The organism is Streptomyces sp. NPDC003016, from assembly GCF_053591455.1.
In genome coordinates this window covers 22,154-47,351 of the sequence record NZ_JBSFTV010000050.1, presented here as the reverse complement: position 1 = coordinate 47,351, position 25,198 = coordinate 22,154, and the positions used below count along the sequence as shown (strand labels likewise).

At 71.8% G+C, this 25,198-nt stretch carries 26 protein-coding genes and 3 pseudogenes; 6 read left to right on the top strand and 23 right to left on the bottom strand.

What is annotated here, in order from left to right; genetic code table 11:
• Positions 1–104: 104 nt before the first annotated feature.
• The 12 genes and pseudogenes from ACWDZ4_RS30980 to ACWDZ4_RS30925 all read right to left on the bottom strand — a co-directional run bounded on the left by ACWDZ4_RS30980 (position 105) and on the right by ACWDZ4_RS30925 (position 8,978).
• The gene (locus ACWDZ4_RS30980; RefSeq protein ID WP_451511700.1) at positions 105–881 is read right to left on the bottom strand and encodes a DUF3159 domain-containing protein; all 777 of its coding nucleotides are present in this window, start codon (positions 879–881) and stop codon (positions 105–107) included.
• A 3-nt stretch (positions 882–884) separates the two neighbouring features.
• The gene (locus ACWDZ4_RS30975; protein ID WP_451511699.1) at positions 885–1,283 is read right to left on the bottom strand and encodes an OB-fold nucleic acid binding domain-containing protein; all 399 of its coding nucleotides are present in this window, start codon (positions 1,281–1,283) and stop codon (positions 885–887) included.
• A gap of 97 nt (positions 1,284–1,380) precedes the next feature.
• Positions 1,381–2,067 carry a response regulator gene (locus tag ACWDZ4_RS30970; RefSeq protein WP_451511698.1) on the bottom strand — a complete coding sequence of 229 codons (687 nt, stop codon included), beginning with the start codon at positions 2,065–2,067 and terminating at the stop codon, positions 1,381–1,383.
• Between the two features lie 49 nt (positions 2,068–2,116).
• Positions 2,117–4,660: an ATP-binding protein gene (locus ACWDZ4_RS30965; protein ID WP_451511697.1), complete on the bottom strand. Its 2,544-nt coding sequence runs from the start codon at positions 4,658–4,660 to the stop codon at positions 2,117–2,119.
• Between the two features lie 197 nt (positions 4,661–4,857).
• Positions 4,858–5,577: pseudogene (locus ACWDZ4_RS30960) on the bottom strand (ABC transporter ATP-binding protein); the annotation flags it as partial.
• 72 nt (positions 5,578–5,649) lie between these two features.
• Positions 5,650–5,870, bottom strand: a pseudogene (locus ACWDZ4_RS30955) (potassium-transporting ATPase subunit C); the annotation flags it as partial.
• Positions 5,860–6,734 (bottom strand): annotated as a pseudogene (locus ACWDZ4_RS30950) (potassium-transporting ATPase subunit KdpA); the annotation flags it as partial. The pseudogenes ACWDZ4_RS30950 and ACWDZ4_RS30955, both read right to left, overlap by 11 nt.
• An 8-nt stretch (positions 6,735–6,742) precedes the next feature.
• Positions 6,743–6,832: a K(+)-transporting ATPase subunit F gene (gene kdpF / locus ACWDZ4_RS30945; protein WP_063789431.1), complete on the bottom strand. Its 90-nt coding sequence runs from the start codon at positions 6,830–6,832 to the stop codon at positions 6,743–6,745.
• Entirely contained in the window at positions 6,829–7,107 is a 279-nt protein-coding gene (locus tag ACWDZ4_RS30940; RefSeq protein ID WP_451511696.1) for a hypothetical protein, read from the bottom strand. Before ACWDZ4_RS30940 ends, kdpF begins: the two co-directional genes overlap by 4 nt.
• A gap of 41 nt (positions 7,108–7,148) precedes the next feature.
• Positions 7,149–7,922, bottom strand: a complete 774-nt coding sequence (locus ACWDZ4_RS30935) for a DUF3710 domain-containing protein (RefSeq protein ID WP_451511695.1) — start codon at positions 7,920–7,922, stop codon at positions 7,149–7,151.
• A gap of 1 nt (position 7,923) precedes the next feature.
• Positions 7,924–8,439 carry a dUTP diphosphatase gene (gene dut, locus ACWDZ4_RS30930; protein WP_451511694.1) on the bottom strand — a complete coding sequence of 172 codons (516 nt, stop codon included), beginning with the start codon at positions 8,437–8,439 and terminating at the stop codon, positions 7,924–7,926.
• A complete protein-coding gene (locus ACWDZ4_RS30925) occupies positions 8,436–8,978 on the bottom strand; it encodes a PaaI family thioesterase (RefSeq protein ID WP_451511704.1) in 543 nt (180 codons plus the stop codon). Before ACWDZ4_RS30925 ends, dut begins: the two co-directional genes overlap by 4 nt.
• Before the next feature lie 124 nt (positions 8,979–9,102).
• Here ACWDZ4_RS30925 and ACWDZ4_RS30920 point away from each other — a divergent pair, with 124 nt between their 5' ends.
• A complete protein-coding gene (locus ACWDZ4_RS30920; RefSeq protein ID WP_451511693.1) occupies positions 9,103–9,561 on the top strand; it encodes a DUF3093 domain-containing protein in 459 nt (152 codons plus the stop codon).
• A gap of 9 nt (positions 9,562–9,570) precedes the next feature.
• Here ACWDZ4_RS30920 and ACWDZ4_RS30915 read toward each other — a convergent pair whose 3' ends face one another.
• From ACWDZ4_RS30915 to ACWDZ4_RS30900, 4 genes are all read right to left on the bottom strand, one after another.
• A complete protein-coding gene (locus tag ACWDZ4_RS30915; protein ID WP_451511692.1) occupies positions 9,571–10,425 on the bottom strand; it encodes a hypothetical protein in 855 nt (284 codons plus the stop codon).
• 12 nt (positions 10,426–10,437) lie between these two features.
• On the bottom strand, positions 10,438–10,734 hold the full coding sequence (locus ACWDZ4_RS30910; protein ID WP_451511691.1) for a DUF4193 domain-containing protein: 297 nt from the start codon (positions 10,732–10,734) through the stop codon (positions 10,438–10,440).
• A 393-nt stretch (positions 10,735–11,127) separates the two neighbouring features.
• Positions 11,128–12,366 (bottom strand): sensor histidine kinase, encoded by a 1,239-nt coding sequence (locus ACWDZ4_RS30905; RefSeq protein ID WP_451511690.1) that lies wholly within the window; start codon positions 12,364–12,366, stop codon positions 11,128–11,130.
• A 6-nt stretch (positions 12,367–12,372) separates the two neighbouring features.
• On the bottom strand, positions 12,373–13,026 hold the full coding sequence (locus ACWDZ4_RS30900) for a response regulator transcription factor (protein ID WP_344490397.1): 654 nt from the start codon (positions 13,024–13,026) through the stop codon (positions 12,373–12,375).
• Positions 13,027–13,369: 343 nt separating this feature from the next.
• Between ACWDZ4_RS30900 and ACWDZ4_RS30895 the strand changes: the two genes are divergently transcribed.
• A complete protein-coding gene (locus ACWDZ4_RS30895) occupies positions 13,370–13,543 on the top strand; it encodes a hypothetical protein (RefSeq protein ID WP_451511689.1) in 174 nt (57 codons plus the stop codon).
• Between the two features lie 123 nt (positions 13,544–13,666).
• Here ACWDZ4_RS30895 and ACWDZ4_RS30890 read toward each other — a convergent pair whose 3' ends face one another.
• Positions 13,667–14,467, bottom strand: coding sequence for an inositol monophosphatase family protein (locus ACWDZ4_RS30890; protein ID WP_451511688.1), 801 nt, complete (start codon positions 14,465–14,467; stop codon positions 13,667–13,669).
• A 33-nt stretch (positions 14,468–14,500) separates the two neighbouring features.
• Entirely contained in the window at positions 14,501–15,640 is a 1,140-nt protein-coding gene (locus tag ACWDZ4_RS30885; protein ID WP_451511687.1) for a ferrochelatase, read from the bottom strand.
• 108 nt (positions 15,641–15,748) lie between these two features.
• Here ACWDZ4_RS30885 and ACWDZ4_RS30880 point away from each other — a divergent pair, with 108 nt between their 5' ends.
• Together ACWDZ4_RS30880 and ACWDZ4_RS30875 are read left to right on the top strand one after the other, a co-directional pair.
• Complete coding sequence (locus tag ACWDZ4_RS30880; RefSeq protein ID WP_451511686.1) at positions 15,749–16,993, top strand: MFS transporter; 1,245 nt, start codon at positions 15,749–15,751, stop codon at positions 16,991–16,993.
• Positions 16,956–18,272, top strand: coding sequence for a D-arabinono-1,4-lactone oxidase (locus ACWDZ4_RS30875; protein WP_451511685.1), 1,317 nt, complete (start codon positions 16,956–16,958; stop codon positions 18,270–18,272). The genes ACWDZ4_RS30880 and ACWDZ4_RS30875 overlap by 38 nt, the downstream gene beginning before the upstream one ends.
• Before the next feature lie 37 nt (positions 18,273–18,309).
• Here ACWDZ4_RS30875 and ACWDZ4_RS30870 read toward each other — a convergent pair whose 3' ends face one another.
• On the bottom strand, positions 18,310–19,251 hold the full coding sequence (locus tag ACWDZ4_RS30870; RefSeq protein ID WP_451511703.1) for a hypothetical protein: 942 nt from the start codon (positions 19,249–19,251) through the stop codon (positions 18,310–18,312).
• Between the two features lie 439 nt (positions 19,252–19,690).
• Here ACWDZ4_RS30870 and sepH point away from each other — a divergent pair, with 439 nt between their 5' ends.
• Positions 19,691–20,764 (top strand): septation protein SepH, encoded by a 1,074-nt coding sequence (sepH, locus tag ACWDZ4_RS30865; protein WP_451511684.1) that lies wholly within the window; start codon positions 19,691–19,693, stop codon positions 20,762–20,764.
• 71 nt (positions 20,765–20,835) lie between these two features.
• Here sepH and ACWDZ4_RS30860 read toward each other — a convergent pair whose 3' ends face one another.
• The gene (locus tag ACWDZ4_RS30860) at positions 20,836–21,663 is read right to left on the bottom strand and encodes a sulfurtransferase (RefSeq protein WP_451511683.1); all 828 of its coding nucleotides are present in this window, start codon (positions 21,661–21,663) and stop codon (positions 20,836–20,838) included.
• Positions 21,664–21,907: 244 nt separating this feature from the next.
• Here ACWDZ4_RS30860 and ACWDZ4_RS30855 point away from each other — a divergent pair, with 244 nt between their 5' ends.
• Positions 21,908–22,684: a VOC family protein gene (locus ACWDZ4_RS30855; RefSeq protein ID WP_451511682.1), complete on the top strand. Its 777-nt coding sequence runs from the start codon at positions 21,908–21,910 to the stop codon at positions 22,682–22,684.
• Here ACWDZ4_RS30855 and ACWDZ4_RS30850 read toward each other — a convergent pair.
• From ACWDZ4_RS30850 to ACWDZ4_RS30840, 3 genes are read right to left on the bottom strand one after another with little or no spacing between them, the layout of a single operon-like run.
• Complete coding sequence (locus ACWDZ4_RS30850) at positions 22,659–23,345, bottom strand: thymidine kinase (protein ID WP_451511681.1); 687 nt, start codon at positions 23,343–23,345, stop codon at positions 22,659–22,661. The two genes, ACWDZ4_RS30855 and ACWDZ4_RS30850, sit on opposite strands and share 26 nt — an antisense overlap.
• A 44-nt stretch (positions 23,346–23,389) precedes the next feature.
• Positions 23,390–24,577: an alkaline phosphatase family protein gene (locus tag ACWDZ4_RS30845; RefSeq protein ID WP_451511680.1), complete on the bottom strand. Its 1,188-nt coding sequence runs from the start codon at positions 24,575–24,577 to the stop codon at positions 23,390–23,392.
• Complete coding sequence (locus tag ACWDZ4_RS30840; protein WP_451511679.1) at positions 24,577–25,164, bottom strand: DUF5998 family protein; 588 nt, start codon at positions 25,162–25,164, stop codon at positions 24,577–24,579. Before ACWDZ4_RS30840 ends, ACWDZ4_RS30845 begins: the two co-directional genes overlap by 1 nt.
• Between the last annotated feature and the right edge of the window lie 34 nt (positions 25,165–25,198).

Below are 25,198 nucleotides of genomic sequence, written 5' to 3'. Positions count from 1 at the left end.
CGGGTACTTCCTCACCCACTCGATGAGCGGCCTGCTCGACACCGACGAGGGCGGCGGCATCTACCACGCCCTGCTCGGCACCCTGGAGCAGGTCGCCGGGGCGATCAGGTCTCGCGCCGCGCCGCGGCGGCCGCGGCAGCCTTGCGCTCCTTCTCGGTCTTCTCCTGCGCCTCCATCTCGGCGAACACGTCGATGGGCGGCGGCGCCTTCGCCAGGAAGACCCAGGTCAGGTAGACCGCGAGCAGGAACGGCGGGATCTTCAGCGCGACCAGGACCCAGCCGAGCTGGGTGGTGTCCGCCCACCAGTACAGCGGGAAGAGGATCGCGCACTTGCCGAGCAGGATCAGGCCCCAGGCCCAGCTCGCCTTGGCGTACGCCTTCTTGCGCCCGGGGTTGCGCGTCCGCCAGGAGAGGTTCTCCTTGAAGATCGGGCCGAGGATCAGGCCGATCAGCGGGACACCCGCGAGCGTGGTCACGATGTACGCGAGGGCCAGGCCCAAGGTGTAGATCATGCCCGGCAGGTAGAAGTCCTTGGCGTTGCCGGTCATCATCGCGAAGACGACGCCGAAGGCGACTCCGAAGACCCCGCTGAAGGCGTGCTTGACGGTGTCCCGGCGGATCAGCCGTACGGCGACGAGCAGCAAGGACACCGCGAGGGCGGCGATGGCCGAGACGTGCAGGTCCTTGTTGATCGTGAAGATGGTCACGAACAGCAGACCGGGGAGCACGGTCTCCGCCATGCCCCTGAGGCCGCCGAAGGCCTCGAAGAGGGCGGCCTCCGTGACGGCCTTCGCGTCCTGGGCGCTCTGGGCGCTCTGGACGTCCTGAGCGGCTGCTGCGCTGTCGTGATCCGTCGCGGTCGGCTTGTCGAGAGACGTCACCGGCTACTCCTGTCCGAGCGGTCGGAGTTCGTATTTGGGATTGAAGAGCACCCGGCGGCCGTGGCTCATGGAGATCCGGCCCGAGGCGATGAGCCTGCGGCCCGGTTCTATGCCCACGATGGAACGGCGGCCCAGCCACACCACGTCCAGCGGCGCGGTGCCGTCGAACAGCTCCGCCTCCAGGGCGGGCACACCGGCCCGGGGACGCAGGGTGACCGTGCGCAGGGTACCGGTCACCTTCACCACCTGGCGGTCGTCGCAGTCGCAGATGCGTGAGCACCCCGCGGCCTGGGCGTCCTCCTGGAGCTCCGCGGAGTGCAGGTCCTCCTGCGAGGTGGACAGCCGGTCGAGCATCCGGCGGAACCGGCCGGCGGGCTTCTCCGAACGTGATACGGCACTCATACCCGAAGGGTACCGGGGAGCGGGCCCGCCCGGATCACACCGGAACAGCCCCGCATCACACCGGAACAGCCCCGCATCGCACCGGCCCGGCCCCGGATCACCGCTCGAAGCGGTATCCCATGCCGGGCTCGGTGACGAAGTGCCGGGGGTGCGAGGGGTCCGCCTCCAGTTTGCGGCGCAGCTGCGCCATGTAGACCCGCAGGTAGTTGGTCTCGGTGCCGTACGAAGGGCCCCAGACCTCCTGGAGGAGCTGCTTCTGGCTGACCAGGCGGCCCGTGTTCCGTACGAGCACTTCCAGGAGGTGCCATTCGGTGGGCGTCAGCCGTACGTCCCTGCCGTCGCGGTGCACCTTCTTCGCGGCCAGGTCGACGGTGAAGTCGCCGCCCGCGTCGACGAGCACGTCGTCCCCGGCGGCGCCGGCCGGCTCGGCCCTGCGGACCGCGGCGCGGAGCCTGGCCAGGAGTTCGTCCATGCCGAAGGGCTTGGTGACGTAGTCGTCGGCCCCGGCGTCCAGCGCCTCGACCTTCTCGTCGGAGGTGTGGCGGGCGGAGAGCACCAGGATCGGTACGCGGGTCCAGCCGCGCAGCCCCTTGATCACCTCCACGCCGTCCATGTCGGGCAGACCGAGGTCCAGGACGACCACGTCGGGTTGGCGCGCGGCGGCGAGCCGGAGCGCGGTGGCTCCGTCCGGGGCCGCGTCCACCTCGTACTTGCGCGCCTTCAGGTTGATCACGAGGGCGCGTACGATCTGCGGCTCGTCGTCGACCACGAGCACCCGGGTCATGTGGTGCCTGCCTTTCTGCGGGACGTACGGAACAACACGGGCGCCCGGGTCATGAGGTGACCCGGGCGGAAAGACCGGGGCGTGCCGGGGCGTGTCCCGGGACCGCCTTGAGGGTGAGGACCATCGTCATGCCGCCCCCGGGCGTGTCCTCGGCGGTCAGCGTGCCGCCCATGGACTCGACGAAGCCGCGGGCGACGGCGAGGCCGAGGCCGACTCCGGCGCCGCGCGGGGCGTCGCCGTACCGCTGGAACGGCTCGAAGATCCGCTCCTTGCCGTCGTCCGGCACGCCGGGTCCGCGGTCCGCGACGCGCAGCTCGACGCGGTCGCCGAGCGCGCTCGCGGCGACGGAGACGGGGGCGTCGCCGGGACTGTACTTGACGGCGTTCTCGACGATGTTGGCGACGGCGCGTTCGAGGAGTCCCCGGTCGACGGCCACCATCGGCAGGGTCTCCGGGATGTCGAGGCCGACGCTCTCGGCCGGTACGCCGACGAGGGCCATCGGGACGACCTCGTCGAGGTCGGTCTCGCGGATGAGCGGGGTGACGGTGCCGGTCTGGAGCCTGGACATGTCGAGGAGGTTGCCGACGAGGTGGTCGAGGCGGTCCGCGCCGTCCTCGATAGCCGCGAGCAGTTCCGCCTCGTCGGCCTGCGACCAGGCCACGTCGTCGGAGCGCAGGGACGACACGGCGGCCTTGATGGCGGCCAGCGGTGTACGCAGGTCGTGGCTGACGGCGGCGAGCAGGGCGGTGCGGATGCGGTTGCCCTCGGCGAGCTTGCGCGCCCCCTCGGCCTCCCCGACCAGGCGCTGCCGGTCCAGTACGACGGCGGCCTGGGCGGCGAAGGCACCGAGCACCCGGCGGTCCTCGGCGGGCAGCACGCGGCCGGAGAGGGCGAGCGCCATGTGGTCGCCGATGGGCATGTCCACGTCGGCGTCCTCGGGGCGGCCGAGCGGCCTGGGTCCGACGCCGGCGGCGCAGGTCCAGGGGTCGACGTCGCTCGCGCGCTCCAGCAGCGCCACCGAGTCCATGGCGAAGGTCTCCCGTACCCGCTCCAGGAGGGCGTCCAGGGTCGTCTCGCCGCGCAGGACGCTGCCCGCGAGGAAGGAGAGGATCTCGGACTCGGCGCGCAGCCGGGCGGCCTGGTGGGTGCGGCGGGCGGCCAGGTCGACCACGGAGGCGACCGCGACGGCCACCGCGAAGAAGATCACTATGGCGACGATGTTCTTCGGATTGCTGACCGTCAGGGTGTGGGTGGGCGGCGTGAAGTAGTAGTTCAGCAGGAGCGAGCCGACGGCGGCCGACGCGAGCCCGGGCAGCAGTCCGCCGAGCAGGGCGGCGACGACGGTGAGGAAGAGGAAGAGCAGGACGTCGTTGGCGAGCCCGGGACCGTTCTCCATGCTGGTGAGCAGCAGCGAGAGCAGGACGGGCGCGGCGGCGCCGACCAGCCAGCCGGAGACGATCCGGGCCCGGCCGAGGCGGGCGCCGCGGGCGACGGGCAGGCCCCGGCCCTTGGCGACGTGGTCGTGGGTGACGATGTGGACGTCCAGGTCGGGCCCGGACTCGCGGGCCACGGTGGCGCCGACGCCGGGGCCGAAGACGTACTGCCAGGTCTTGCGGCGGCTGGAGCCGAGCACGATCTGGGTGGCGTTGACGCCGCGGGCGAACTCCAGCAGCGAGGAAGGGACGTCGTCGCCTATGACGTGGTGGAAGGTGCCGCCGAGGTCCTCGACGAGGGTGCGCTGTACGGCGAGTTCCTTGGGCGAGGCCGAGGTCAGCCCGTCGCTGCGGGCGACGTAGACGGCGAGGATCTCGCCGCCGGAGCCCTTGGCCGCCATGCGCGAGGCGCGGCGGATGAGCGTACGGCCCTCGGGTCCGCCGGTGAGGCCCACGACGATGCGCTCGCGCGCCTGCCAGGTGGAGCGGATGTTGTGCTCGCCGCGGTACTGCTGGAGGTACTCGTCGACGCGGTCGGCGACCCACAGGAGGGCCAGTTCTCGCAGCGCGGTGAGGTTGCCGGGGCGGAAGTAGTGGGACAGGGCGGCGTCGAGCTTGTCCGGCTTGTATATGTTGCCGTGGGCCATGCGGCGGCGCAGCGCCTGGGGCGACATGTCGACCAGCTCGATCTGGTCGGCGCGGCGGACGACCTCGTCGGGTACGGTCTCCCGCTGCCGTACGCCGGTTATCGACTCGACGACGTCGCCGAGGGACTCCAGGTGCTGGATGTTGACCGTGGAGATGACGTCGACGCCCGCCTGGAGCAGTTCCTCGACGTCCTGCCAGCGCTTGGCGTTGCGCGATCCGGGGACGTTGGTGTGGGCGAGTTCGTCGACGAGGGCGACGGCGGGACGGCGTTCGAGGACCGCGTCGACGTCCATCTCGGCGAAGACCGTGGAGCGGTACTCGATCGCGCGGCGCGGGATGTCCTCCAGGCCGTGCAGCATCACTTCGGTGCGCGGCCGGTCGTGGTGCTCGACGAAGGCGACGACGCAGTCGGTGCCGCGCTCGACCCGGCGGTGGGCCTCGGAGAGCATGGCGTACGTCTTGCCGACACCCGGCGCCGCGCCGAGGTAGATCCGAAGCTTGCCGCGTCCCATGGCCCCATTGTCTTCCAGCGAGGTGCTGCGGCCCGGTGGGCCGGCTCTGGTGAAGCTACAGCCCTGGAATGCGGCAAAACGGGCGAGGGGCGGGGATCAGAGGTGCGTATTGACACAACTCTGACGCCCGTCGGCGCCCCTCCGACTCGGACGCGCCGGACTCGGACGCGCCGGACTCGGACGTGCCGGACTCGGACGTGCTCGACGAGGTGGCCGTCGCCGAGTTCGAGCACCCGGTCGGCGAGGCCCAGGAGCTGGGCGTCGTGCGTGGCGGCCAGCGCGGTGACGCCTTCGCTCCGTACGGCCGCCCGCAGCAGCTCCATCACGGCGAGACCGGTCTCCGCGTCGAGCTGTCCGGTGGGCTCGTCCGCGATCAGCAGCGCCGGCTTGTTGGCGAGCGCGCGGGTGATGGCGACACGCTGCCGCTGGCCGCCGGAGAGCTCGCCGGGACGCTGCGCCGCGTGGTCGGCGAGGGCCGGCAGCGGCTCGACGCGCTCCTCGCGCACCTTGGGGTCGGTCCTGCGCAGCCGCATGGGTACGCCGACGTTCTCGGCGGCGGTGGGGACGGGGATCAGGCCGAAGGGCTGGAAGACGAAGCCGATGCGGTCGCGGCGCAGTGCGAGCGGGCCGTCCTCGCCGAGGCCCGCCGGTTCCGTGCCGTCGACGACGATGCGGCCCCGGTCGGCGGTGTCGAGGCCGCCGACCAGGTTGAGCAGGGTCGTCTTGCCGGAGCCCGACCGGCCCTTGAGCGTGACGAGCTCACCGCGCGGCACGCTGAAGGAGACGCCGCGCAGCGCGTGGACGGCCGCCGCCCCCGTGCCGTAGGAGCGGTGCAGATCCGTCACCTCGACCATGGGCCCCGCGGCCGGGCCGGCGGCCACGGCCGTGCCGGTGCTGCCCCTGGTGCTCTCGCTCATACGTGCTCCCCGTGCGGTGGTCCGGCCGGGCGTCAGTACGGTCACGGCGCGCCCGGCCCCGCAACGGTCACGTCAGCCCCTGGCCGCTGCCCCGGCCACGAGCTCCTTGAGTGCGATGTCGAGCCCGAGGACGTTCACCGGGGCTCCCCCATGAAGCCGAGGGTCCGCCCTTCGGTGTGATCCTCGGCCAGCTTCTCCACCCGCCCGGCGTCCAGGCCGTTCCTCTCGGCGACGCGGGGCGCCCGGAGGGCGGCGTACTGGGGAGAGATGTGCGGGTCCAGTCCCGAGCCGGACGGCCGCCATCGCGGCGAGGATCGCGTAGCTCTGACGCGGGTTCCCGGCCCTGCGGCCGAAGGTGCGGGTGAGCGCGAACGGGACGACGAGGATCAGGAGGATCTCGAAGAGGTTCGAGAAGGGGGTCGGGTTCTCGAAGGGGTGGGCGGAGTTGGCGTTGAAGCAACCGCCGCCGTTGGTGCCCAGCTCCTTGATGACCTCCTGCGAGGCGGCGGCGCCGCCGTTCCACTGCCGGCTGCCGCCCATGAACTGCCCGACCTCATGGATCCCGGCGAAGTTCTGGATGACGCCGCACGCCACCAGCACGAGCGCGCCGACCACCGAGAGGGGCAGCAGGATGCGCACCACTCCGCGCACGAGATCGGCCCAGAAGTTGCCGATCTCCCCGGTGCGGAACCGGTGAAGCCTCGTACGAGAGCCACCGCGACGGCCATGCCGACCGCCGCGGAGACGAAGTTCTGCACGGCGAGGCCGCCGGTCTGCACGACGTGGCCCATGGCCTGCTCGCCGGAGTACGACTGCCAGTCGGTGTTGGTGACGAAGGACGCGGCGGTGTTGAACGCCTGGTCCGGGTCGATGGAGGAGAAGCCGAGCGAGCCGGGGAGCAGGCCCTGGACACGCTGGAGCAGGTAGCGGAAGAGGACGCTCACCGCGGAGAAGGCGAGGACCCCGCGCAGGTACGCGGGCCAGCGCATCCGCGCGGTGGGATCGGCGCCGACCGCGTGGGGGATCCACTTCTCCACCCGCAGATGGGCCGGTGCGCAGTAGACGCGGGCCATGTGGTCGCCGAGGGGCCGGTACACCAGGCCGAGCGCCACGACGAGCGCGAGGAGCTGGAGCACGCCGGCGAGGACAGGACTCATCACGGGGCTCAGAACCTCTCCGGGTACACGAGGGCGAGGACGAGGTAGCCCAGCAGGGAGACGGCCACGACCAGCCCGACGATGTTCTCGGCAGTCACAGCTTCGCCACCCCCTTGGCGACGAGTGCCACCAGCGCGAGGACCGCGGGCGTGGTGACGACGAAGGCCAGGTCGGCCATCGGGTGCTCCTGGATGCGATACGGATTCTCCGACCCCCCGAGGAAACCCCTCCCCCGCCGGGCCGGGCCGTCCGTTGACGCCTCCCCTACGGCCGGGGGCGCCGCGTTGACGAGATCCGTACGGAACGGTCCGAACGATCCGTACGGAACGCGAAAGCCGGTGGGCCGCACCCCCGATTCGGGAGTACGGCCCACCGGCCCGTCCGCTGTGGTTCAGTCTCTGCGCACCAGGACGATCAGCGCACCTCGGTGATCTCGGGACCACGCTGCAGCTGGCCCATCCCGCCGGAGAAGCGCGAGCCCTCCTGCTCCTCCTGCTGGACGCCCTCGGGCACCATCTGCGCGTCGTTCGGCAGCTTGAGGACGATCGGGTCACGCGGCGCCATCGGCCCCTCGCCCCGTACGACCACGGTGTCCTTGAAGACGTGCTCCAGCACGCCCGCGGCCTCCGGGTGCACCGCGCCCTGGCCGGAGATCACTCCGCGCAGGAACCAGCGCGGCCCGTCGACACCGACGAAGCGCACCATCTGCACGCCGCCCGTGCCGTCCGGCAGCTGTACGGGCACCTGGGCCCGCAGCTCCCAGCCCAGCGGTCCCTCGACCTCGTCGATGACGCCGCCCTGCTGGGTGATGCCCGAAGCGATCTCCTCGCGGACCTCGCCCCAGATGCCTTCCTTCTTGGGTGCCGCGAAAGCCTGGAGCTGGACGGCGCTGTCGCGCAGCACGACCGTCGCCGCGACGATCGCGTCGCCCGCGACCTCGACCCGCAGTTCCATGCCCTCGACTCCGGGCACGAACATTCCGCCCAGGTCGACCCGGCCCTCGCCGGGCTCCATGACCTCGGACACGTCCCACGGACCGTCCGGGCGGGGCGCCGGCGGCAGGTTCACCCTGCTGCGGACCGACCCGTCGCCGTCGGCGGCCTCGTCAGGCTCGACGTCGTCGACGACCTGCTCGGCCTCGCCCGCCACGTCCTGGGCGGATTCGCTCTTCTTGCGACGTCCGAACACGTCACTGTCCTTCCCGGTCGGATACGACCGATGCGTATCGATTCCCACCCGTCCGGCCGTCCACGGCGGCATGACCGCCGGTGGAACCGAAGCCCCCCTCGGCCCGCGCCGATCCGGGAAGCTCCGCGACCTCGTGGAAGCGCACCTTCTCGACCTGCTGGACGACCAGTTGGGCAATCCGGTCGAAGCGCTCGAACCGCACACTCTCGCGCGGGTCGAGATTGACCACGATCACCTTGATTTCCCCACGGTACCCGGCATCCACCGTCCCCGGGGCATTCACGAGGGCGACTCCACAGCGGGCGGCGAGACCGGAACGCGGGTGCACGAAGGCCGCGTACCCGTCGGGCAGCGCGACAGACACCCCGGTGGGGAGCACCGCGCGTTCGCCGGGGGCGAGTTCGGCGGCTTCCGTGGTGACCAGGTCGGCTCCCGCGTCACCCGGATGTCCGTACGAGGGCAGCGGTACGTCGGGGTCGACCCGGCGGATCAGCACGTCGACAGGGCTACGGGTCACGGGTTCACCTCGAAGGCGCGGGCGCGCCGGGCCTGGTCGGGGTCGGCCATCGCCGCCCGGATCTCCTCCGGGCGTCCGTTCTCGATGAAGTGGTCGACCTTGACTTCGATGAAGAGGGCGTCGGCGCGGACGGCCACGGGTCCGCCGGGGCCGCCGATCCGTCCGGTCGCCGTGGAGTAGATCTTGCGGCCGTGCACCGCGGTCACCTCGGCGTCGAGGTGCAGCACGGTGCCGACCGGCACGGGACGTACGAAATCGGTCTCCAGCCGGCCGGTCACCGCGATCACCCGCAGCAGCCAGTTCAGCGAGCCGAGCGTCTCGTCGAGCGCCGTGGCCAGTACGCCGCCGTGCGCGAGTCCGGGAGCGCCCTGGTGGGCGGCCTTGACCGTGAACTCGGCCGAGACCTGTACGCCTTCACCGGCGCGGGCCTGGAGGTGCAGCCCGTGGGGCTGGCCCCCGCCGCAGCCGAAGCAGTGCGCGTAGTGCGCGCCGAGGAGCTCTCCGGGCGGTGGTGCGTCGGGGTGCCTGACCGGGGCTATGGCGTCGGCCGGGGGGATCAGGGCCGCGGGCCCGGGGGCAGCCTCCCGGGGGTTCTCAGTACTCACAGGCGCAGACCTTACCCGCGCGGGTACGCGCAGGTCGCGCCGTGTCAAGCTTGGTTTCATGCAGCCTTCAGCCCCGCAGTACGCAGAACGCCTGACCGCACCCCGTTCCTGGTGGATCATCGCCGGGCTCCTCGGCATCGCGGGCGGACTGATGCTGCTGCCCCTGGGCGTGCTGCCGATGCTCGGCGGGCTGATCGGCGCCGGCGCGCTCGCCACCGCGGGTGTGAGCGCGTACGGCTCCCAGCGGATCCGGGTCGTCGGGGACGCGCTGATCGCGGGCGACGCCCGCATCCCGGTCTCCGCGCTCGGCGAGGCCGAGGTGCTGGACGCCGAGGAGGCCCGCGCCTGGCGGTCCCACAAGGCGGATACGCGCGCCCACATGCTGCTGCGCAGCTACATCCCGGGAGCGCTGCGCGTGGAGGTCACCGACCCGGCCGATCCGACGCCGTACCTCTACCTCTCGACCCGTGATCCCGAGGGCCTGGCCGCGGCTCTCGCGGCCGTACGGGCGGGCTGAGCGGGGCCGCTAGCCCTCCAGCTCCTTGCGGCCTCGCCCGGGCTCGACCGGGGGCTGCTCCAGGGGCGGCAGCTCGGGCAGCGCGTCCCAGGGGATCTGGGTGCGGCGCAGGTCCGCGCGGATCCGGTCGGCGAGCTTTCTGGTGTCGCGGCGGTTCATCACGGCGCCGACGGCGGCGCCGACCATGAACGGCATGAGGTTCGGCAGGTTGCGGACCATGCGCTTCATGATCTGCTGCCGCAGCTGGCGCTTCATCTGCGTGCCCAGCCCGGTGCTGTACGTGGCCGGTCTGGTCACGTCGATCCCCCGCTCCTGCGACCAGGAGTTGAGGTAGGCGATGCTGCGCTGGGCGAGAGTGCCGGGCGGCCGCATGCCGTAGACCTCGTGGAGCTCCGCGATGAGCTTCAGCTCTATCGCGGCGACGCCGGTGACCTCGGCGGCCAGCTCGGCCGGCATGGCGGGGGGTACGGGCAGCATGGCGGCCGCACCGATTCCCGCCCCCACGGTGGAGGTGCCGTTGGCCGCGCCCGCCACCAGCCTGTCGGCGATCTGTTCCGGGCCGAGACCCGGGAACTGCTTGCGCAGGGTCGGCAGGTCACGTACGGGAACGCGCGGCGCGCTCTCGATGATCCGGTCGGCGAGGAAGCCGACGACGGCCTTCGCGCTCTCGCCGCCCCTCCGTACGCCCTGCCGGACAGCCGCCAGGCGCCGGGCCCTGGCCGGGGACCCTTCCGCCACTTCGAGCGAGGCCGTCAGGCCCCGCTCGTCGTCACGTGCGCCGACGGCCGCGCTCACGTCTTGCTGCGCCTCCGGCGAGTCCTTCCTCCGGAAGCGCTTCTTCCTGGACGGTGTCGCGCCTGCCACGGCCGGCCCGACCTAGTCGCAGTCGCGGCAGATCGGCTGACCGTTCTTCTCCCTGGCCAGCTGGGAACGGTGATGCACGAGGAAGCAGCTCATGCAGGTGAACTCGTCGGCCTGCTTGGGCAGGACGCGCACGGCGAGCTCTTCGTTGGAAAGGTCGGCGCCGGGCAGTTCAAGCCCCTCCGCCGCCTCGAATTCGTCCACGTCAACGGCCGATGTCGACTTGTCGTTCCGGCGTGACTTGAGCTCTTCAAGACTGTCGGAATCCACGTCGTCGTCGGTCTTGCGTGGGGTGTCGTAATCCGTTGCCATTGTCGCTCTCCCCCTCTGGGTGGTTGCGGTGTCTCAGCGCACGTAACGCGTGAGAGGCCGGACTTGTGCCCGACCTGAGGCGGAGATTTTGCCTCACATCAAGGTCTGTTACTCAATCGACACCCAACCGATCTCCTCCGGAGTGGTCGGTTTGGATGGCGATCGGGACCGTACACGGTCCGAATGTCGCACTTCACGGGCGCCACCCCGTGTACTTCCCGTGATACCACCCCCAGGAAACCCGGACTTTTCCCTGTTTTCCGGGGGAGTTGGCGATCACGGAGTGTAGAGGGCCGGAAATTCGAGCCTGTGATCGATCACACACAGGCCCCTCCGGACCAGGTCTTGAAAATTCCGCTTAAAGCGAACGGATTCACGCCTGCGCGAAACGCCTCAGATCGGAAGAGTGACGCGCATCATGAGGCCGCCGCCCTCACGGGGCTCCGCGATGATACGGCCTCCGTGAGCCCTCGCGACGCTGCGCGCGATGGACAGGCCCAGGCCCACGCCCTTGTCGCTGCCGGTGCGCTCCGTACGCAGGCGCCTGAACGGCTCGAAGAGGTTGTCGATCTCGTACGCGGGAACCATTGGGCCCGTGTTCGAGACCACCAGGAGCGCCTGGCCGGGCCGGCTCTCGGTGGTGACCTCGACCCAGCCGTCCTCGGGGACGTTGTAGCGCACGGCGTTCTGCACCAGGTTGAGGGCGATCCGCTCCAGCAGTACGCCGTTGCCCTGGACGACGGCGGGTGCCTGCTCCCCGCGGATCTCCACGCCCTTGGCCACCGCCTCGCCGCGCGCCTGGTCGATGGCGCGCGAGGCGACCTCGGCCAGGTCCACCGGCTTGCGCTCGATGATCTGGTTCTCGCTGCGGGCGAGCAGCAGCAGACCCTCCACCAGCTGCTCGCTGCGCTCGTTGGTGGCCAGCAGCGTCTTGCCGAGCTGCTGGAGCTCGGGGGGCGCCTCCGGATCGGACAGGTGGACCTCCAGCAGCGTCCTGTTGATCGCGAGCGGTGTGCGCAGCTCGTGCGACGCGTTGCCCACGAACCGCTGCTGGGCGGTGAAGGCCCGCTCCAGGCGGTCGAGCATCTCGTCGAAGGTGTCGGCGAGCTCCTTCAGCTCGTCGTCGGGGCCGTCCAGCTCGATCCGCCGGGTCAGGTCCGTGCCGGCCACCCTGCGGGCCGTACGCGTGATCCTGCCGAGCGGCGACAGGACGCGTCCCGCCATCGCGTAACCGAAGGCGAAGGCGATGATGCTGAGCCCGAGCAGGGCGAGCAGCGAGCGGCTGAGCAGCTCGTCGAGCGCCTGCTGGCGCTGGTGGTTGACACAGGCGTTCATGGCCGCGTTGAACTGCTCGGGCGGGGCGTTGTCGGGCAGGCCCAGACCGCACACCGCGCTCTCGACCTTGCCGCTCACGATCTTGAAGGGGAGCTCGCTGCCCACCGCGAGGGCCTGGGCCGCCAGCAGGTAGATGATCGAGAGCAGCAGGATGCCGGCGATCAGGAACATGCCGCCGTACAGCAGAGTGAGCCGTATCCGGATCGTGGGGCGCAGCCAGGGGAAGGAGGGCTCGTGCTCCCTCGGGTCCCAGGTCGGTTTCGGCGGCGCCGCGGGCGGCGCCGGAGTCGGTGCCATCGCGCGTCAGATCCGGTAGCCGGAGCCGGGCACCGTCACGATGACCGGTGGCTCGCCGAGCTTGCGGCGCAGGGTCATCACCGTGACGCGCACGACATTGGTGAACGGGTCGGTGTTCTCGTCCCAGGCCTTCTCCAGCAGCTGCTCGGCCGACACGACGGCGCCCTCGCTGCGCATCAGCACCTCCAGCACCGCGAACTCCTTCGGCGCCAGCTGGATCTCCTGGCCGTCGCGGAATACCTCGCGGCGGTTCGGGTCGAGCTTGATGCCGGAGCGCTCCAGGACGGGCGGTAGCGCGACCGTCGTACGGCGCCCGAGGGCCCGTACCCGCGCGGTCAGCTCGCTGAAGGCGAAGGGCTTGGGGAGGTAGTCGTCCGCGCCGATCTCCAGGCCCTCGACGCGGTCGCTGACGTCACCGGAGGCGGTGAGCATCAGCACACGGGTGGGCATGCCGAGCTCGACGACTCTCCGGCAGACGTCGTCACCGTGGACCAGCGGGAGGTCACGGTCGAGCACGACGACGTCGTAGTCGTTCACCCCGATACGTTCCAGAGCGGCCGCGCCGTCGTACACGACGTCGACGGCCATGGCCTCCCGGCGCAGTCCGGTGGCCACCGCATCGGCGAGCAGCTGCTCGTCCTCGACGACGAGTACGCGCACGTCGCATTCCTTCCGCTGACTGCCCATGCGGGCAGGGGTGTGTCCCATCGACTGTGTGCTGCCATCCTGCCCCTTTCGGCCATAAACCGGCGGTAAGGCGGTACACCGGGGAAGGGGCCCGGGAGCCCGCACGAGCGAACCCGGTCAGGCATGCGTGGGGATTTCCATGATTCCTGGGCCAGTTGAGGTTTTCCCGGGGCGGCCGATGGGGAGGACGACTGCACACCCGCGATCACGCCCTGTATGTGGCATGCCACACCCCGCTCTGTCCCTCTGACGGAGAGTGATCACCCCACCCTCGGCACACCCCCGTGCCACCGACCCATGACGAGGGGGCGCACCCATGGACGCTTTCACCGCAGGCCTGCTGCAGCGCATAAAGGCCACGGAAACAGACCTCACGATGGCTCTCGAAACGGGCGACGACTTCCTGGCGGAGGTGGAGCAGGCGGAACTCGAGGACCTGCGCCGCCTCGCCGCGGAGCACGGCGTGCAGCTGGACGCCGTGAGCGCCTGACCCGTCGGCCGACCGTACGGAGCGCGTGGAAGGGCCCCGGCGCCAGAGGACTGCGCCGGGGCCCTTCCACGCCCTGCCGGGGCCCCCGCCGCTCCCTGGTCGTGGCCCCCTGGTCGCGGCTCCCTAGTCGTGCCAGGCGCCGAAGTCCTCCAGCAGGGCCTGGAGCGGCTCGAAAACGCCCGGTGAAGCCGCGATCGCCAGCTCCCCGGACGGGCGCTCACCGGGCCGTCCACCCGTCAGCGCGCCCGCCTCCCGGGCGATCAGGTCGCCCGCCGCCAGGTCCCACGGGCTGAGACCGCGCTCGTAGTAGCCGTCCAGACGTCCCGCCGCCACATCGCTCAGGTCGATCGCGGCCGACCCGCCGCGACGGATGTCCCGCACCCTGGGGATCAGCCGCTGGGCGATGTCCGCCTGGTGGCTGCGGACCGTGGCGACGTAGTTGAAGCCCGTCGAGACCAGGGCCTGGTCGAGCGGCGGCGCGGGCCGCACGCGCAGTGCGGCGCCGTCGGCGTACGCGCCGCCTCCGAGCACCGCGTGGTACGTCTCGCGGCGCATCGGCGCCTCCACGACGCCCACCAGCGTCTCGCCGTCGCGTTCGGCCGCGATGGACACCGCCCAAGTGGGCAGCCCGTACAGGTAGTTGACCGTGCCGTCGAGCGGGTCGATCACCCAGCGCACCCCGCTCGTACCCTCGCTGCTCGCGCCCTCCTCGCCCAGGATCCCGTCCTCGGGACGGTGCTCGGTGAGGAAGTCGGTGATCAGCTTCTCGGCGGCGACGTCCATCTCCGTGACGACGTCGACGGGGCTGGACTTGGTGGCGGCGACGCCCAGATCCGCGGGCCGCCCGTCCCGCAGCAGTGCGCCGGCGCGCCGGGCGGCCTCCAGGGCGAGTTCGAGCAGCTCGGACGTGAGGGGATCGGTCACGGCTCTCCTTTGTGCGCAGGGGTGCGGCAGGGGTTACGCGTACGGACTGTCGGCGCCCGCGGCGGCGGGCTTGGGGGACCTGGCCGGGCAGCAGCCGACCGGACAGAGGTCGTGGCTGGGGCCCAGGGTCCCCAGCGCGCACCGCCGCACCGTGAGCCCCCGCTCGGCGGCCGCCCGCTCCAGTACCAGCTCGCGCACCGCTGCGGCGAAGCGCGGATCGGCGCCGACGGTCGCGGACCGCCGCACCGGCAGACCGAGTTCGGCGGCCTTGGCGGTGGCCTCGGTGTCGAGGTCGTACAGGACCTCCATATGGTCCGAGACGAAGCCGATCGGGACCATCACGACGGCGGGCACGCCCGCGGCGTGCCGCTCCTCCAGGTGGTCGCAGATGTCCGGCTCCAGCCACGGGATGTGCGGCGCCCCGCTGCGCGACTGGTAGACGAGCTGCCAGGGGTGCGCGACGCCGGTCTCCTCCCGCACCGCCTCGGCGATCACCCGCGCGACGTCCAGGTGCTCGGCGACGTACGCGCCGCCGTCGCCGTGGCCCTCCACCGGGCCCGACGTGTCCGCCGCGGCGGTCGGGATGGAGTGCGTCGTGAAGGCGAGGTGGGCTCCCGCCCGTACGCTCTCGTCCAGCTCCGCGAGGGACTTGACGACCCCGTCGACCATGGGACGTACGAAACCCGGGTGGTTGAAGTAGTGGCGCAGCTTGTCGACGCGCGGCGGCTCGATCCCCTCGGCCTCCAGGGTCGCGAGCGCCTCGGCGAGGTTCTCGCGGTACTGGCGGCAGCCCGAGTACGAGGCGTACGCGCTCGTGGCGAGCACGGCGATGCGGCGGCGTCCGTCCGCGGCCATCTCGCGCAGGGTGTCGACGAGGTACGGCGCCCAGTTGCGGTTGCCCCAGTAGACCGGCAGGCCGTCCGGGCCGCCCATCGCCTGCTCGGCGAAGTCCTTGCGCAGGGCGTCGAGGAGGGAACGGTTCTGCTCGTTGATCGGGCTGACGCCGCCGAACAGGAAGTAGTGCTGTCCCACCTCCTTGAGCCTCTCCTTGGGGATGCCCCGGCCGCGGGTGACGTTCTCCAGGAACGGGACCACGTCGTCCGGGCCTTCGGGGCCGCCGAAGGAGAGGAGCAGCAGGGCGTCGTAAGGGGCGGGATCGCGCTGATCGGGCATGGGTCCGATCCTGCCACCCGTACGCGACGACGGTGAAACCGCCGTGCGGTGCGCCGCCCGGCGGACGTAAGCTGTGAATCCCATTTGTACGCCTTACCGGAGCATCCCTTGTCCAGTCCGTACCGCGCGATTTTCGCCGCCCCAGGCACCAAGGCGTTCTCCGCCGCCGGCTTCTTCGGCCGGATGCCGCTGTCCATGATGGGCATCGGGATCGTCACCATGATCTCCCAGCTCACGGGGGAGTACGGGCTCGCGGGCGCCCTCACCGCCGTCCTCGCGACGGCGGCCGCCGTCCTGGGTCCGCAGATCTCCCGTCTCGTGGACCGGTACGGACAGCGCCGCGTCCTGCGCCCCGCCACCCTGGTCTCGGTCGCGGCGGTCGCCGGGCTGCTGGTCTGCGCCCAGCAGGGCGCCCCCGAATGGACGCTGTTCGTGTTCGCGGCCGGCGCCGGCTGCGTGCCGAGCGTCGGCTCGATGGTCAGGGCGCGCTGGGCCGAGATCTACCGCGGCTCCCCGCGCGAACTCCACACGGCGTACTCCTGGGAGTCGATCGTCGACGAGGTCTGCTTCATCTTCGGCCCGATCGTCTCCATCGGGCTCTCGACCGCGTGGTTCCCCGAGGCCGGCCCGCTGCTCGCCGCCGGCTTCCTGGTCGTCGGCGTCTTCTGGCTGACCGCCCAGCGCGCCACCGAGCCCGTCCCGCACCCGCGCGACGAGCACACCGGCGGCTCCGCTCTGCGCTCCCCCGGGCTCCAGGTCCTGGTGGCCACCTTCGTGGCGACCGGCGCGATCTTCGGGTCGGTCGACGTGGTGACGGTGGCGTTCGCGGAGGAGCAGGGCCACAAGGCCGCGGCCAGCCTCGTCCTCGCCGTGTACGCGCTCGGTTCCTGCCTCGCGGGAGCGGTTTTCGGGCTGCTGCACCTCAAGGGCGCGGCGTCCACCCGGTGGCTGGTGGGAGTCTGCGCGATGGCCGTGAGTATGATCCCCCTCCTACTGGCCGGGAGCCTGCCGTTCCTGGCCGTGGCGCTCTTTGTTGCGGGCCTTGCCATCGCGCCGACGATGGTGACCACCATGGCTCTCATCGAGCAGCACGTACCGCGCGCCAAACTGACCGAGGGCATGACCTGGACGGGAACCGGGCTCGCCGTCGGCATCGCTCTCGGTTCCTCGGCCGCAGGCTGGGTGGTCGACGCGGCGGGGGCGGAGTCGGGGTACGCGGTGCCCGTCGCGGCGGGAGCGCTCGCGGCCGTGGTGGCGTTCCTGGGGTTCCGCCGGCTCCGCAGGCCGGCACAGACTCGGGGAGGGTACGGGGCAGATGGCCACCACATCCAGAACGACGAGCACGTGGCGTAACTGGGCCGGGAACGTCACCGCCCGTCCCGCACGGGAAGTGACCCCCGCCTCGGCCGGGGAGCTCGCCGAAGCCGTACGCCGGGCCGCCGAGGACGGCCTGAAGGTGAAGCCGGTCGGCACGGGCCACTCGTTCACGGCGGCCGCCGCGACCGACGGTGTGCTGATCCGCCCCGACCTGCTGACCGGCATCCGCGACGTCGACCGCGCGGCCGGGACCGTGACCGTGGAGGCCGGCACCCCGCTCAAGCGTCTGAACGTGGCACTGGCCAGGGAGGGCCTGTCGCTCACGAACATGGGCGACATCATGGAGCAGACCGTGGCCGGTGCGACCAGCACCGGCACGCACGGCACCGGCCGCGACTCCGCCTCGACGTCCGCGCAGATCCGCGCCCTGGAACTCGTCACGGCCGACGGCTCGTTGCTGACGTGCTCCGCGCAGGAGAACGCCGACGTCTTCGCGGCCGCCAGGCTCGGGCTCGGCGCGCTGGGCGTCGTCACCGCGATCACTTTCGCCGTGGAGCCCCTCTTCCTGCTGAGGGCCCGCGAGGAACCGATGACCTTCGACCGGGTCACCGCCGACTTCGAAGCGCTGCACGCCGAGAACGAGCACTTCGAGTTCTACTGGTTCCCGCACACCGGCAACTGCAACACCAAGCGCAACAACCGCAGCGCGGGCCCCGCGGCCCCGCCCGGCAGGGTCAGCGGCTGGGTCGAGGACGAGCTCCTGTCCAACGGCGCCTTCCAGGTGGCCTGTTCGGTCGGCCGGGCCGTTCCCGCGGCCATACCCGCGATCGCCAGGCTCTCCAGCCGCGCGCTCTCCGCCCGTACGTACACGGACATCCCCTACAAGGTCTTCACCAGCCCGCGCCGCGTGCGCTTCATGGAGATGGAGTACGCCGTTCCACGCGAGGCGGCGGTGGAGGCGCTGCGCGAGGTGAAGGCACTGGTCGAGCGTTCGCCGCTGCGCGTGAGCTTCCCGGTGGAGGTACGGACGGCCCCGGCGGACGACATCACGCTGTCCACGGCGTCCGGCAGGGAGACGGCGTACATCGCGGTGCACCTGTACCGGGGCACCCCGTACCAGGCGTACTTCACCGCGGTCGAGCGGATCATGACCGCGCACGGCGGCCGGCCGCACTGGGGCAAGGTGCACACGCGCGACGCCGCGTACCTGGCCGGGGCATACCCGCGCTTCGCCGAGTTCACGGCGGTGCGCGACCGGCTGGACCCGCAGCGGCTCTTCACCAACGGCTACCTGCGGCGGGTCCTGGGCGACTAGGGGGCCGGCCCCGCGGGGGCCTTGCCCCCGCCCCGCCCTACGGGGCCGGGGTACCGGCCTGCTCGCCGTTGTCGCTGCTGCTGCCGTTGTCGCCGTCGCCGCCCGTGGCCGGGTCCTCATCGGCGTCGGCGCCCGTGTCGCCGCCCTCACCACCGGTGGTTCCGGACGGCGTCGGGGTCGGAGTGGGCGTCGGGGTCGCTTCGCCCGTCTCACCCGTCGAGCCGCCGTCCGTCGTCGTGGGTGGCGTGCTGCTGGGGTCGGGCGAGGCGCCGCCCTCCCCTGTGCCGGTGCCGGAGTCCTGGCCGGGGCTCTGTCCGCCGCCGGTCCCGGTGCCGGGCGTCGTGGAGCCGCTGCCCGGCGTCTCCCCGGGGGCCTGCGACGGCGGGGTCTCCTTCTGGCGCTGATGCTGCTCTCCGCCGCGGAAGACGGTGCCCACGGTGCTGCCCTTGCCGCCGCCGAGGCCGTCGCCCGTGATCAGCTCGTACGCCGTGATGCCGCCCATCGCCACGACGAAGACGACGACGGCCGCGACGACGGAACGCTTCCAGCCCCGCACCCGCGTGCCGTGCGTGGTGGCCTCGCTGAACTCCTCGTCCGGGAGGCCGGCGTTCGAGAGGTCCGTCGGCACCATGACGGTGCGCAGCACCCGGGTCCGCGTCGCGTCTCCGTCCTCCCGGCCCTCCTGCCCGTACCCGCGCGGCTCATGCACCGGCACCTGACGGGCCTTCGGTTTCGCGTGGACCGTGACCTCGCGGAGCTGCTCCCCGGTGCGCCGGAAGAGATGCTGGAAGACCGTGCCGCCGCTGGTCGCGACGACACTGACCACTCCCGCGCCGATGATCGTCCCGTACACACCGAGCTGGGAAGCCAGCACCGCCGCCACGACTGCGGCCACCGCGCTTCCCGCCACCTGAGCGACACTCAGGTCCAGTCGCGGATTCTTCGGTTCTTCTACGTGGTTTTCCGGCTTACCGCCCATGCCCAGCCTCTGATTGCCTATCTCACCCATCTGGTCCACCTTGCAACATGGAGGGACATTTGGGCGAAGTGGATAGTTCCGTTTCAAAAGATTCTGTGAAACAGACCACTACAGAGGCCCTGCGGCGACGGGCCGCCGCCCTCAACTCCCGCACGCGTGGAGAACTTCGGCGGCGCGCCGGTCCACCCTCATGGTCCGAATGGAGTACTGTGGCGAGCCCTGGGTCCGGCCTCCATCACGGGCGCCGAATGCTCACAGTGACGAGTCGGTCACTATGAGTGGCGAAATGGCAACCGTGCCATACCGGCGATCCAGGGCTGATGCCCGACACGCCGGGCAACTGGGCAAGGTTGTGGCAGGCTGCACCCGGGCAGGCCACACTCGACTAGCGGAAGCAGCGACGCACGTGACGTCGGCAGGCACCACCCGGGAGGTTCCCATGCCCGAACTGCGTGTCGTGGCCGTCTCGAATGACGGCACACGACTGGTGCTGAAGGCTGCTGACAGCACGGAGTACACACTTCCGATCGACGAGCGGCTGCGTGCGGCGGTCCGCAACGACCGCGCCCGCCTCGGTCAGATCGAGATCGAGGTGGAGAGCCACCTCCGTCCTCGCGACATCCAGGCCCGGATACGGGCCGGTGCCTCCGCCGAGGAGGTCGCTCAGCACGCGGGCATCCCGGTGGACCGGGTCCGCCGCTTCGAAGGCCCCGTACTGGCCGAACGCGCCTTCATGGCCGAGCGCGCCCGGAAGACCCCGGTGCGCCGCCCCGGCGAGAACACCGGGACCGGACCCCAGCTCGGCGAGGCGGTGCAGGAGCGGCTGCTGCTGCGCGGCGCCGACAAGGAAACCCTTCTGTGGGACTCCTGGCGGCGCGACGACGGCACATGGGAAGTGCTGCTGGTCTACCGCGTCGCGGGCGAACCCCACTCCGCGAGCTGGACGTACGACCCGCCCCGGCGGCTCGTACAGGCCGTGGACGACGAGGCGCGCGCGCTGATCGGCGAGACGGACGACACCACCATGGTGGCCGCGCCCGAGCCGAGCTTCCCCTTCGTACCGCGGATCGCGCGGCTGCCCCGGGACCGGCCGCTGGACCGTGCGCTCGACCGGCAGCTGGAGCGGCCCGCCGTGCCGTTGCCCGCGTCCGAGCCGCAGCAGGAGGGCGCCGGCGGTGAGCGGGATTCGCTGACCAGCCTGCTGGAGGCGGTGCCGAGCTTCCGGGGCGACATGGTGGTGCCCGAGCGGCCCGCGCAGCCTCCGGAGCCGCCGACGACCGAACCCGGCGCGCAGGAACCGGAGGCCGAGGAGACCGCCGCGTCCGCCGCCTCCGGAGCCGGTGCGGCGTACGCCGATGTCCTCATGCCGCGCGCCGTCGCCGGGCACCGGGACCGGCTCACCGGTACGACGGACCGTCAGGCCGAGGCCGACGGGGTCCGCCCCGGACGGCGGGCGGCCGTACCCAGCTGGGACGAGATCGTCTTCGGTACGCGCCGCAAGAAGCAGGAGTAGACGCCGGACGCCTGGGGCGAGGGGCCCGTACGGATCGCACGGATCGCGTACGGGCCCCTCGCCCCGCGCGGTTACCGGGGGTCGGGTCCGGTGGCCACCGGACGGGACGCGTCGGCGCACCACTCGGACCACGACCCCACGTACAGCGCCGCCGGAATGCCCGCGACCTCCAGGGCCAGCACCTGCTGGGCCGCGGAGACGCCCGAGCCGCAGTAGACGCCGACCGCCCGCGCTTCGCCGGCGCCCAGCGACGTGAAGCGGGCGGCCAGTTCGGGGGCGGGGAGAAGGCGGCCGTCGGGGCCGACGTTCTCCATGGTCGGGGCGGAGACCGCGCCCGGGATGTGGCCGGCGACCGGGTCGATCGGCTCCACCTCGCCCCGGTAGCGTTCGGCCGCCCGCGCGTCGAGCAGCAGACCGGTGCGGGCGAGCTCGGCGGCGCCGTCGGCGTCGAGGAGCACCGCGGCGCCGGGGGCCGGGCGGAAATCACCGGCGGCTGGGGCCGGGACCTCCGATTCGACCGGGCCCCGCCACGCCGCGAGGCCGCCGTCCAGCACCCTGACGTCCGGGTGGCCCGCCCAGCGCAGCATCCACCAGGCGCGCGCCGCGGCCCAGCCCTGCCCGCCGTCGTACACCACGACCGGGGTGTCGTGACGGACGCCCGTGCGGCGCATGACCGCGCCGAAGTCCTCGACGTCCGGGAGCGGATGGCGGCCGCCGGAGCCGGGCGGGCCGGCGAGTTCCGCCTCCAGGTCGACGAAGACGGCTCCGGGGATGTGTCCCGCCTCGTACGCGGCGCGACCGTGCGGCCCGCCCAACTGGTAACGGACGTCCAGGAGGACGGGCGGCCGCTCTCCCGTCGACTCGCTCGCGAGTCCGGCTGCGGTGATGATGGCATTCATAGGTGCCATCCTCGCGCAGCCTTCGGTACGACCGACACCGTACGGTGACCACACCGAAACGGACGGGAAATGCCAAATCGGGCATTCTCGTGCGGGAACCCGTAGAAAGCGGCGCGGCCGGGACGCGCCGCACGCCAGGTGGTGCAAGCATCTGCACGGGCGCGTCCCTTCAGCACTCCACCGCTTCGCAACGGGGCGCCCGTTCCCGCACGACCACCACCGATGGTCCGAGGAGAGAGTGACGATGACGGAGGCAGTGACCGGGCGGCACATGCCCGGTGCGCCCTGCTGGGTGAGCCTGATGGTGCACGGCCTGGCCACCACCCAGGAATTCTACGGAACGCTGTTCGGCTGGGAGTTCCGGCCAGGACCGCAGCAGCTCGGCCCGTACGTACGGGCCGTGCTCGACGGCAGGGAGATCGCGGGCGTCGGACAACTGCCGCCCGACCGGCATCTGCCCATCGCCTGGACGCCGTACCTCGCCACCGACGACGCCGGTGTCACGGCCGAGTCCGTCAGGAGCCACGGCGGCACGGTCGGGGTCGGCCCGATCGACGCGGGCGACGCCGGCCGGATGGCGATCTGCTCCGACCCCACCGGCGCGGTCTTCGGCATCTGGCAGGCCGCGGCCCATCCGGGCACGGCCCTGGCCGGCACCCATGGCATCCCGGTCTGGAACGAGCTGGTGACGCGCGAGACGTCGGTGGTCGGCAAGTTCTACGCGGCGGTCTTCGGCCACGAGGTGGAGACGGACGTCTCCGCCGACCTCGACCGGCTCACGCTGCACCTCGAAGGCCGTCCGGTGGCGTCCGTGCGCGGCGTGGGCACCGCCCTGCCGCGCGACCGGGGCCCGCACTGGATGACGTACTTCGAGGTCGAGGACGCCGACGAGTCGGCCCGTCTGCTGGCGGAGCTCGGCGGGCATGTGCTGCAGCCGCCCCGGGACGACGCGCGGGGGAGGTCGGCGGTCGTCTCGGACCCGGAGGGCGCGGTGTTCACGATCGTGACGACGGCCGGCTGACGGAGTCGCCGAGGGAGGGGTCGACGGGCAGCACGTCGGGCGACAGGGCCGCGGCGTGCGCGACCGCGGCCGTCGTCCGGCGCCTGTGGTGGCGGCGGCACAGCACCTCGTAACCGACCTCGTCCGGCGACTGGTTGACGTCGCCGACGACGACCTGGGCGCCCTCGACGACCATCTCGCCGCCGATCGTACGGGCGTTGTGCGTGGCCCTCGCGCCGCACCAGCAGAGCGCCTCGACCTGGAGCACCTCCACCCGGTCGGCGAGTTCGACCAGACGCTGCGAGCCGGGGAAGAGCTTGGAGCGGAAGTCGGTGGTGATCCCGAAGGCGAAGACGTCGAGCTCCAGGTCGTCGACGACGCGGGCCAGTTGGTCGATCTGCTCGCCGGCGAGGAACTGGGCCTCGTCCACGATCACGTAGTCGGCGCGGTTGCCCTGGGAGAGGTGGGCGACGAGGTACGCGTAGAAGTCGAAGCCCTCGGCGGCCTCGACGGCGTCGGTGACCAGGCCGAGGCGGGAGGAGAGCTTGCCCTCGCCCGCCCGGTCGTCGCGCGTGAAGATCATGCCCTGGAGGCCGCGCGCGGACCGGTTGTGCTCGATCTGAAGAGCCAGGGTGCTCTTTCCGCAGTCCATCGTTCCGGAGAAGAACACCAGCTCGGGCATGAGGGGGTGAGGGCCTTTCAGGTCAGGGCGTGGGGGTGCGGGGGTTACGAGCGGACTTCGAGGAGCGGGACGAGCTGCTCGGCGGGCGTCATGGAGCCGTGCATGCCCACCATCGCGGACTCGTGCGGCTCGCGGCGCGACGCGGTGACCACGACGTCGTCGTGGGCCGCGGCGACGACGTCGCCGATGCGTCCGTAGACCCGCTCGTCGACCGCCGGGCCGAACCAGCCGGCCGCGATCGCCTCGTCCCTGCTCGCCACCCAGAACTGTTCGCCGAGCACCTCGCGCCAGACGGTGAGCACGTCGCTCTCGGCACCCGGAACGGCGTACACATGCCGGGCCCGGCCCTCGCCGCCCAGCAGAGCGACACCGGCGCCCAGTTCCCAGTCCTCGTCGAAGTCGATGCGCGACTCCTCGTCGAAGGGGATGTCGATCATGCCATGGTCGGCGGTGACGTACAGCGCCGCGCGGGGCGGCAGCTGTTCGGCGAGGCGCTGGGCGAGCCGGTCGACGTACATCAGCTGGCCGCGCCAGGCGTCGGAGTCCATGCCGAAGCGGTGGCCCTTGCCGTCGACCTCGCTGTAGTACGTGTAGACCAGCGAACGGTCGCCCGCCGCCAGCTGCTCGGCGGCGAGGTCCATGCGCTCCTCGCCGGTGAGCTTGCCGCGGAACGTGCCGCCGCTCAGCGCGATCTTGGTGAGCGGGGTGTGCTGGAAGTCCGGGGACGAGACCTGCGCGGTGTGCACGCCCGCGGCGTCGGCGAGCTGGAAGACCGTGGGGTACGGCTGCCAGACGTGCGGGTCGGTCCACGGCTTCCAGCGCAGCTGGTTCATCAGCGCGCCGGTGTCCGGGTCGCGGACGGTATAACCGGGCAGGCCGTGCGCGCCGGGCGGCAGGCCGGTGCCGACCGAGGCGAGCGAGGTCGCGGTGGTGGCGGGGAAGCCTGCCGTGAGCGGGCGGCCGGTGCCGCCGCGCGAGCTGCCGAGGAGGGAGTGGAGGTACGGGGCCTCGTCCGGGTGGGCCTTGATCTGCTCCCAGCCGAGACCGTCGATCAGGAACACGCAGTTCCGGTCGGCGGGGGTGAGCTCGGGGATCGTGGCGGTCGCCCCGGGTACGTCCATTCCCGCCGCGAGGGTCGGCAGGAGGTCGGCGAGCGAGCCGCTGCCGTACTCGGGGACGGGCGCGGTGCCCAGGGCGAGCGGAACCGGGTCGGACCAGACGGGCTGCGCCATCAGCGGTCGGCCGCGGCGGTCGCTTCGGAGAGCGCCTGGGCGAACGCGAGCGTCTGGCGGACGGTGTCCGGTCCGTCGCCGGCCTCGCTGACGCGCAGGCTGAGGTCGTCGGCGGTGGTGCTGCCGGTGTAGCCGTGATCCGCGTCGCAGTTGGGATCGCCGCAGGCGGCGGGCTCCAGGTCGATGCGGGAGACCGCGCCCCAGCCGATGGTCAGGACGACCTCGCGGGGCAGGGTGCCCGGGACGTACTTCTCCGGGTTGGCGACGACGCGGCTGACCACGACCGACGAGATCCGGTCGAGCTTGACCGACTCGGTGGAGGTGGTGGCGTACGGCGCCGGGGAGGTGGCATCGGCGGCCTGCTCGTCGGTGTGGCTGACGATGAAGCGGTTGCCGGTCAGGACGAGCACCGTGACATGGCGGCGGACCTCGTTGGAGTCGAAGGTCGTCTCCTGGTGCACCAGGTATGAGGAGACCGGCTCGCCGCCGACAGCGGCCTCCACCGCTTCGGCCACGAGGGCCGGGTAGTAGCCGCTGCGCTCGATGGCCGCGCGCAGCCCCTTGGTCGTCGTACCGGTCTTCGCCATGCCCTCCATCCTACGGGGCTCCGGGGGGCGCGAT

Excerpts from the sequence above, each read along its gene's own strand:
- ACWDZ4_RS30870 (WP_451511703.1), bottom strand. The coding sequence starts at position 19,251 with ATGGGCGGTAAGCCGGAAAACCACGTAGAAGAACCGAAGAATCCGCGA.
- ACWDZ4_RS30875 (WP_451511685.1), top strand. The coding sequence starts at position 16,956 with ATGGCCACCACATCCAGAACGACGAGCACGTGGCGTAACTGGGCCGGG.
- ACWDZ4_RS30895 (WP_451511689.1), top strand. The coding sequence starts at position 13,370 with ATGGACGCTTTCACCGCAGGCCTGCTGCAGCGCATAAAGGCCACGGAA.
- sepH (WP_451511684.1), top strand. The coding sequence starts at position 19,691 with ATGCCCGAACTGCGTGTCGTGGCCGTCTCGAATGACGGCACACGACTG.
- ACWDZ4_RS30860 (WP_451511683.1), bottom strand. The coding sequence starts at position 21,663 with ATGAATGCCATCATCACCGCAGCCGGACTCGCGAGCGAGTCGACGGGA.
- ACWDZ4_RS30855 (WP_451511682.1), top strand. The coding sequence starts at position 21,908 with ATGACGGAGGCAGTGACCGGGCGGCACATGCCCGGTGCGCCCTGCTGG.
- ACWDZ4_RS30970 (WP_451511698.1), bottom strand. The coding sequence starts at position 2,067 with ATGACCCGGGTGCTCGTGGTCGACGACGAGCCGCAGATCGTACGCGCC.
- ACWDZ4_RS30965 (WP_451511697.1), bottom strand. The coding sequence starts at position 4,660 with ATGGGACGCGGCAAGCTTCGGATCTACCTCGGCGCGGCGCCGGGTGTC.
- ACWDZ4_RS30845 (WP_451511680.1), bottom strand. The coding sequence starts at position 24,577 with ATGGCGCAGCCCGTCTGGTCCGACCCGGTTCCGCTCGCCCTGGGCACC.
- ACWDZ4_RS30850 (WP_451511681.1), bottom strand. The coding sequence starts at position 23,345 with ATGCCCGAGCTGGTGTTCTTCTCCGGAACGATGGACTGCGGAAAGAGC.
- ACWDZ4_RS30840 (WP_451511679.1), bottom strand. The coding sequence starts at position 25,164 with ATGGCGAAGACCGGTACGACGACCAAGGGGCTGCGCGCGGCCATCGAG.
- ACWDZ4_RS30975 (WP_451511699.1), bottom strand. The coding sequence starts at position 1,283 with ATGAGTGCCGTATCACGTTCGGAGAAGCCCGCCGGCCGGTTCCGCCGG.
- ACWDZ4_RS30910 (WP_451511691.1), bottom strand. The coding sequence starts at position 10,734 with ATGGCAACGGATTACGACACCCCACGCAAGACCGACGACGACGTGGAT.
- ACWDZ4_RS30885 (WP_451511687.1), bottom strand. The coding sequence starts at position 15,640 with ATGCCCGATCAGCGCGATCCCGCCCCTTACGACGCCCTGCTGCTCCTC.
- ACWDZ4_RS30905 (WP_451511690.1), bottom strand. The coding sequence starts at position 12,366 with ATGGCACCGACTCCGGCGCCGCCCGCGGCGCCGCCGAAACCGACCTGG.
- ACWDZ4_RS30920 (WP_451511693.1), top strand. The coding sequence starts at position 9,103 with ATGCAGCCTTCAGCCCCGCAGTACGCAGAACGCCTGACCGCACCCCGT.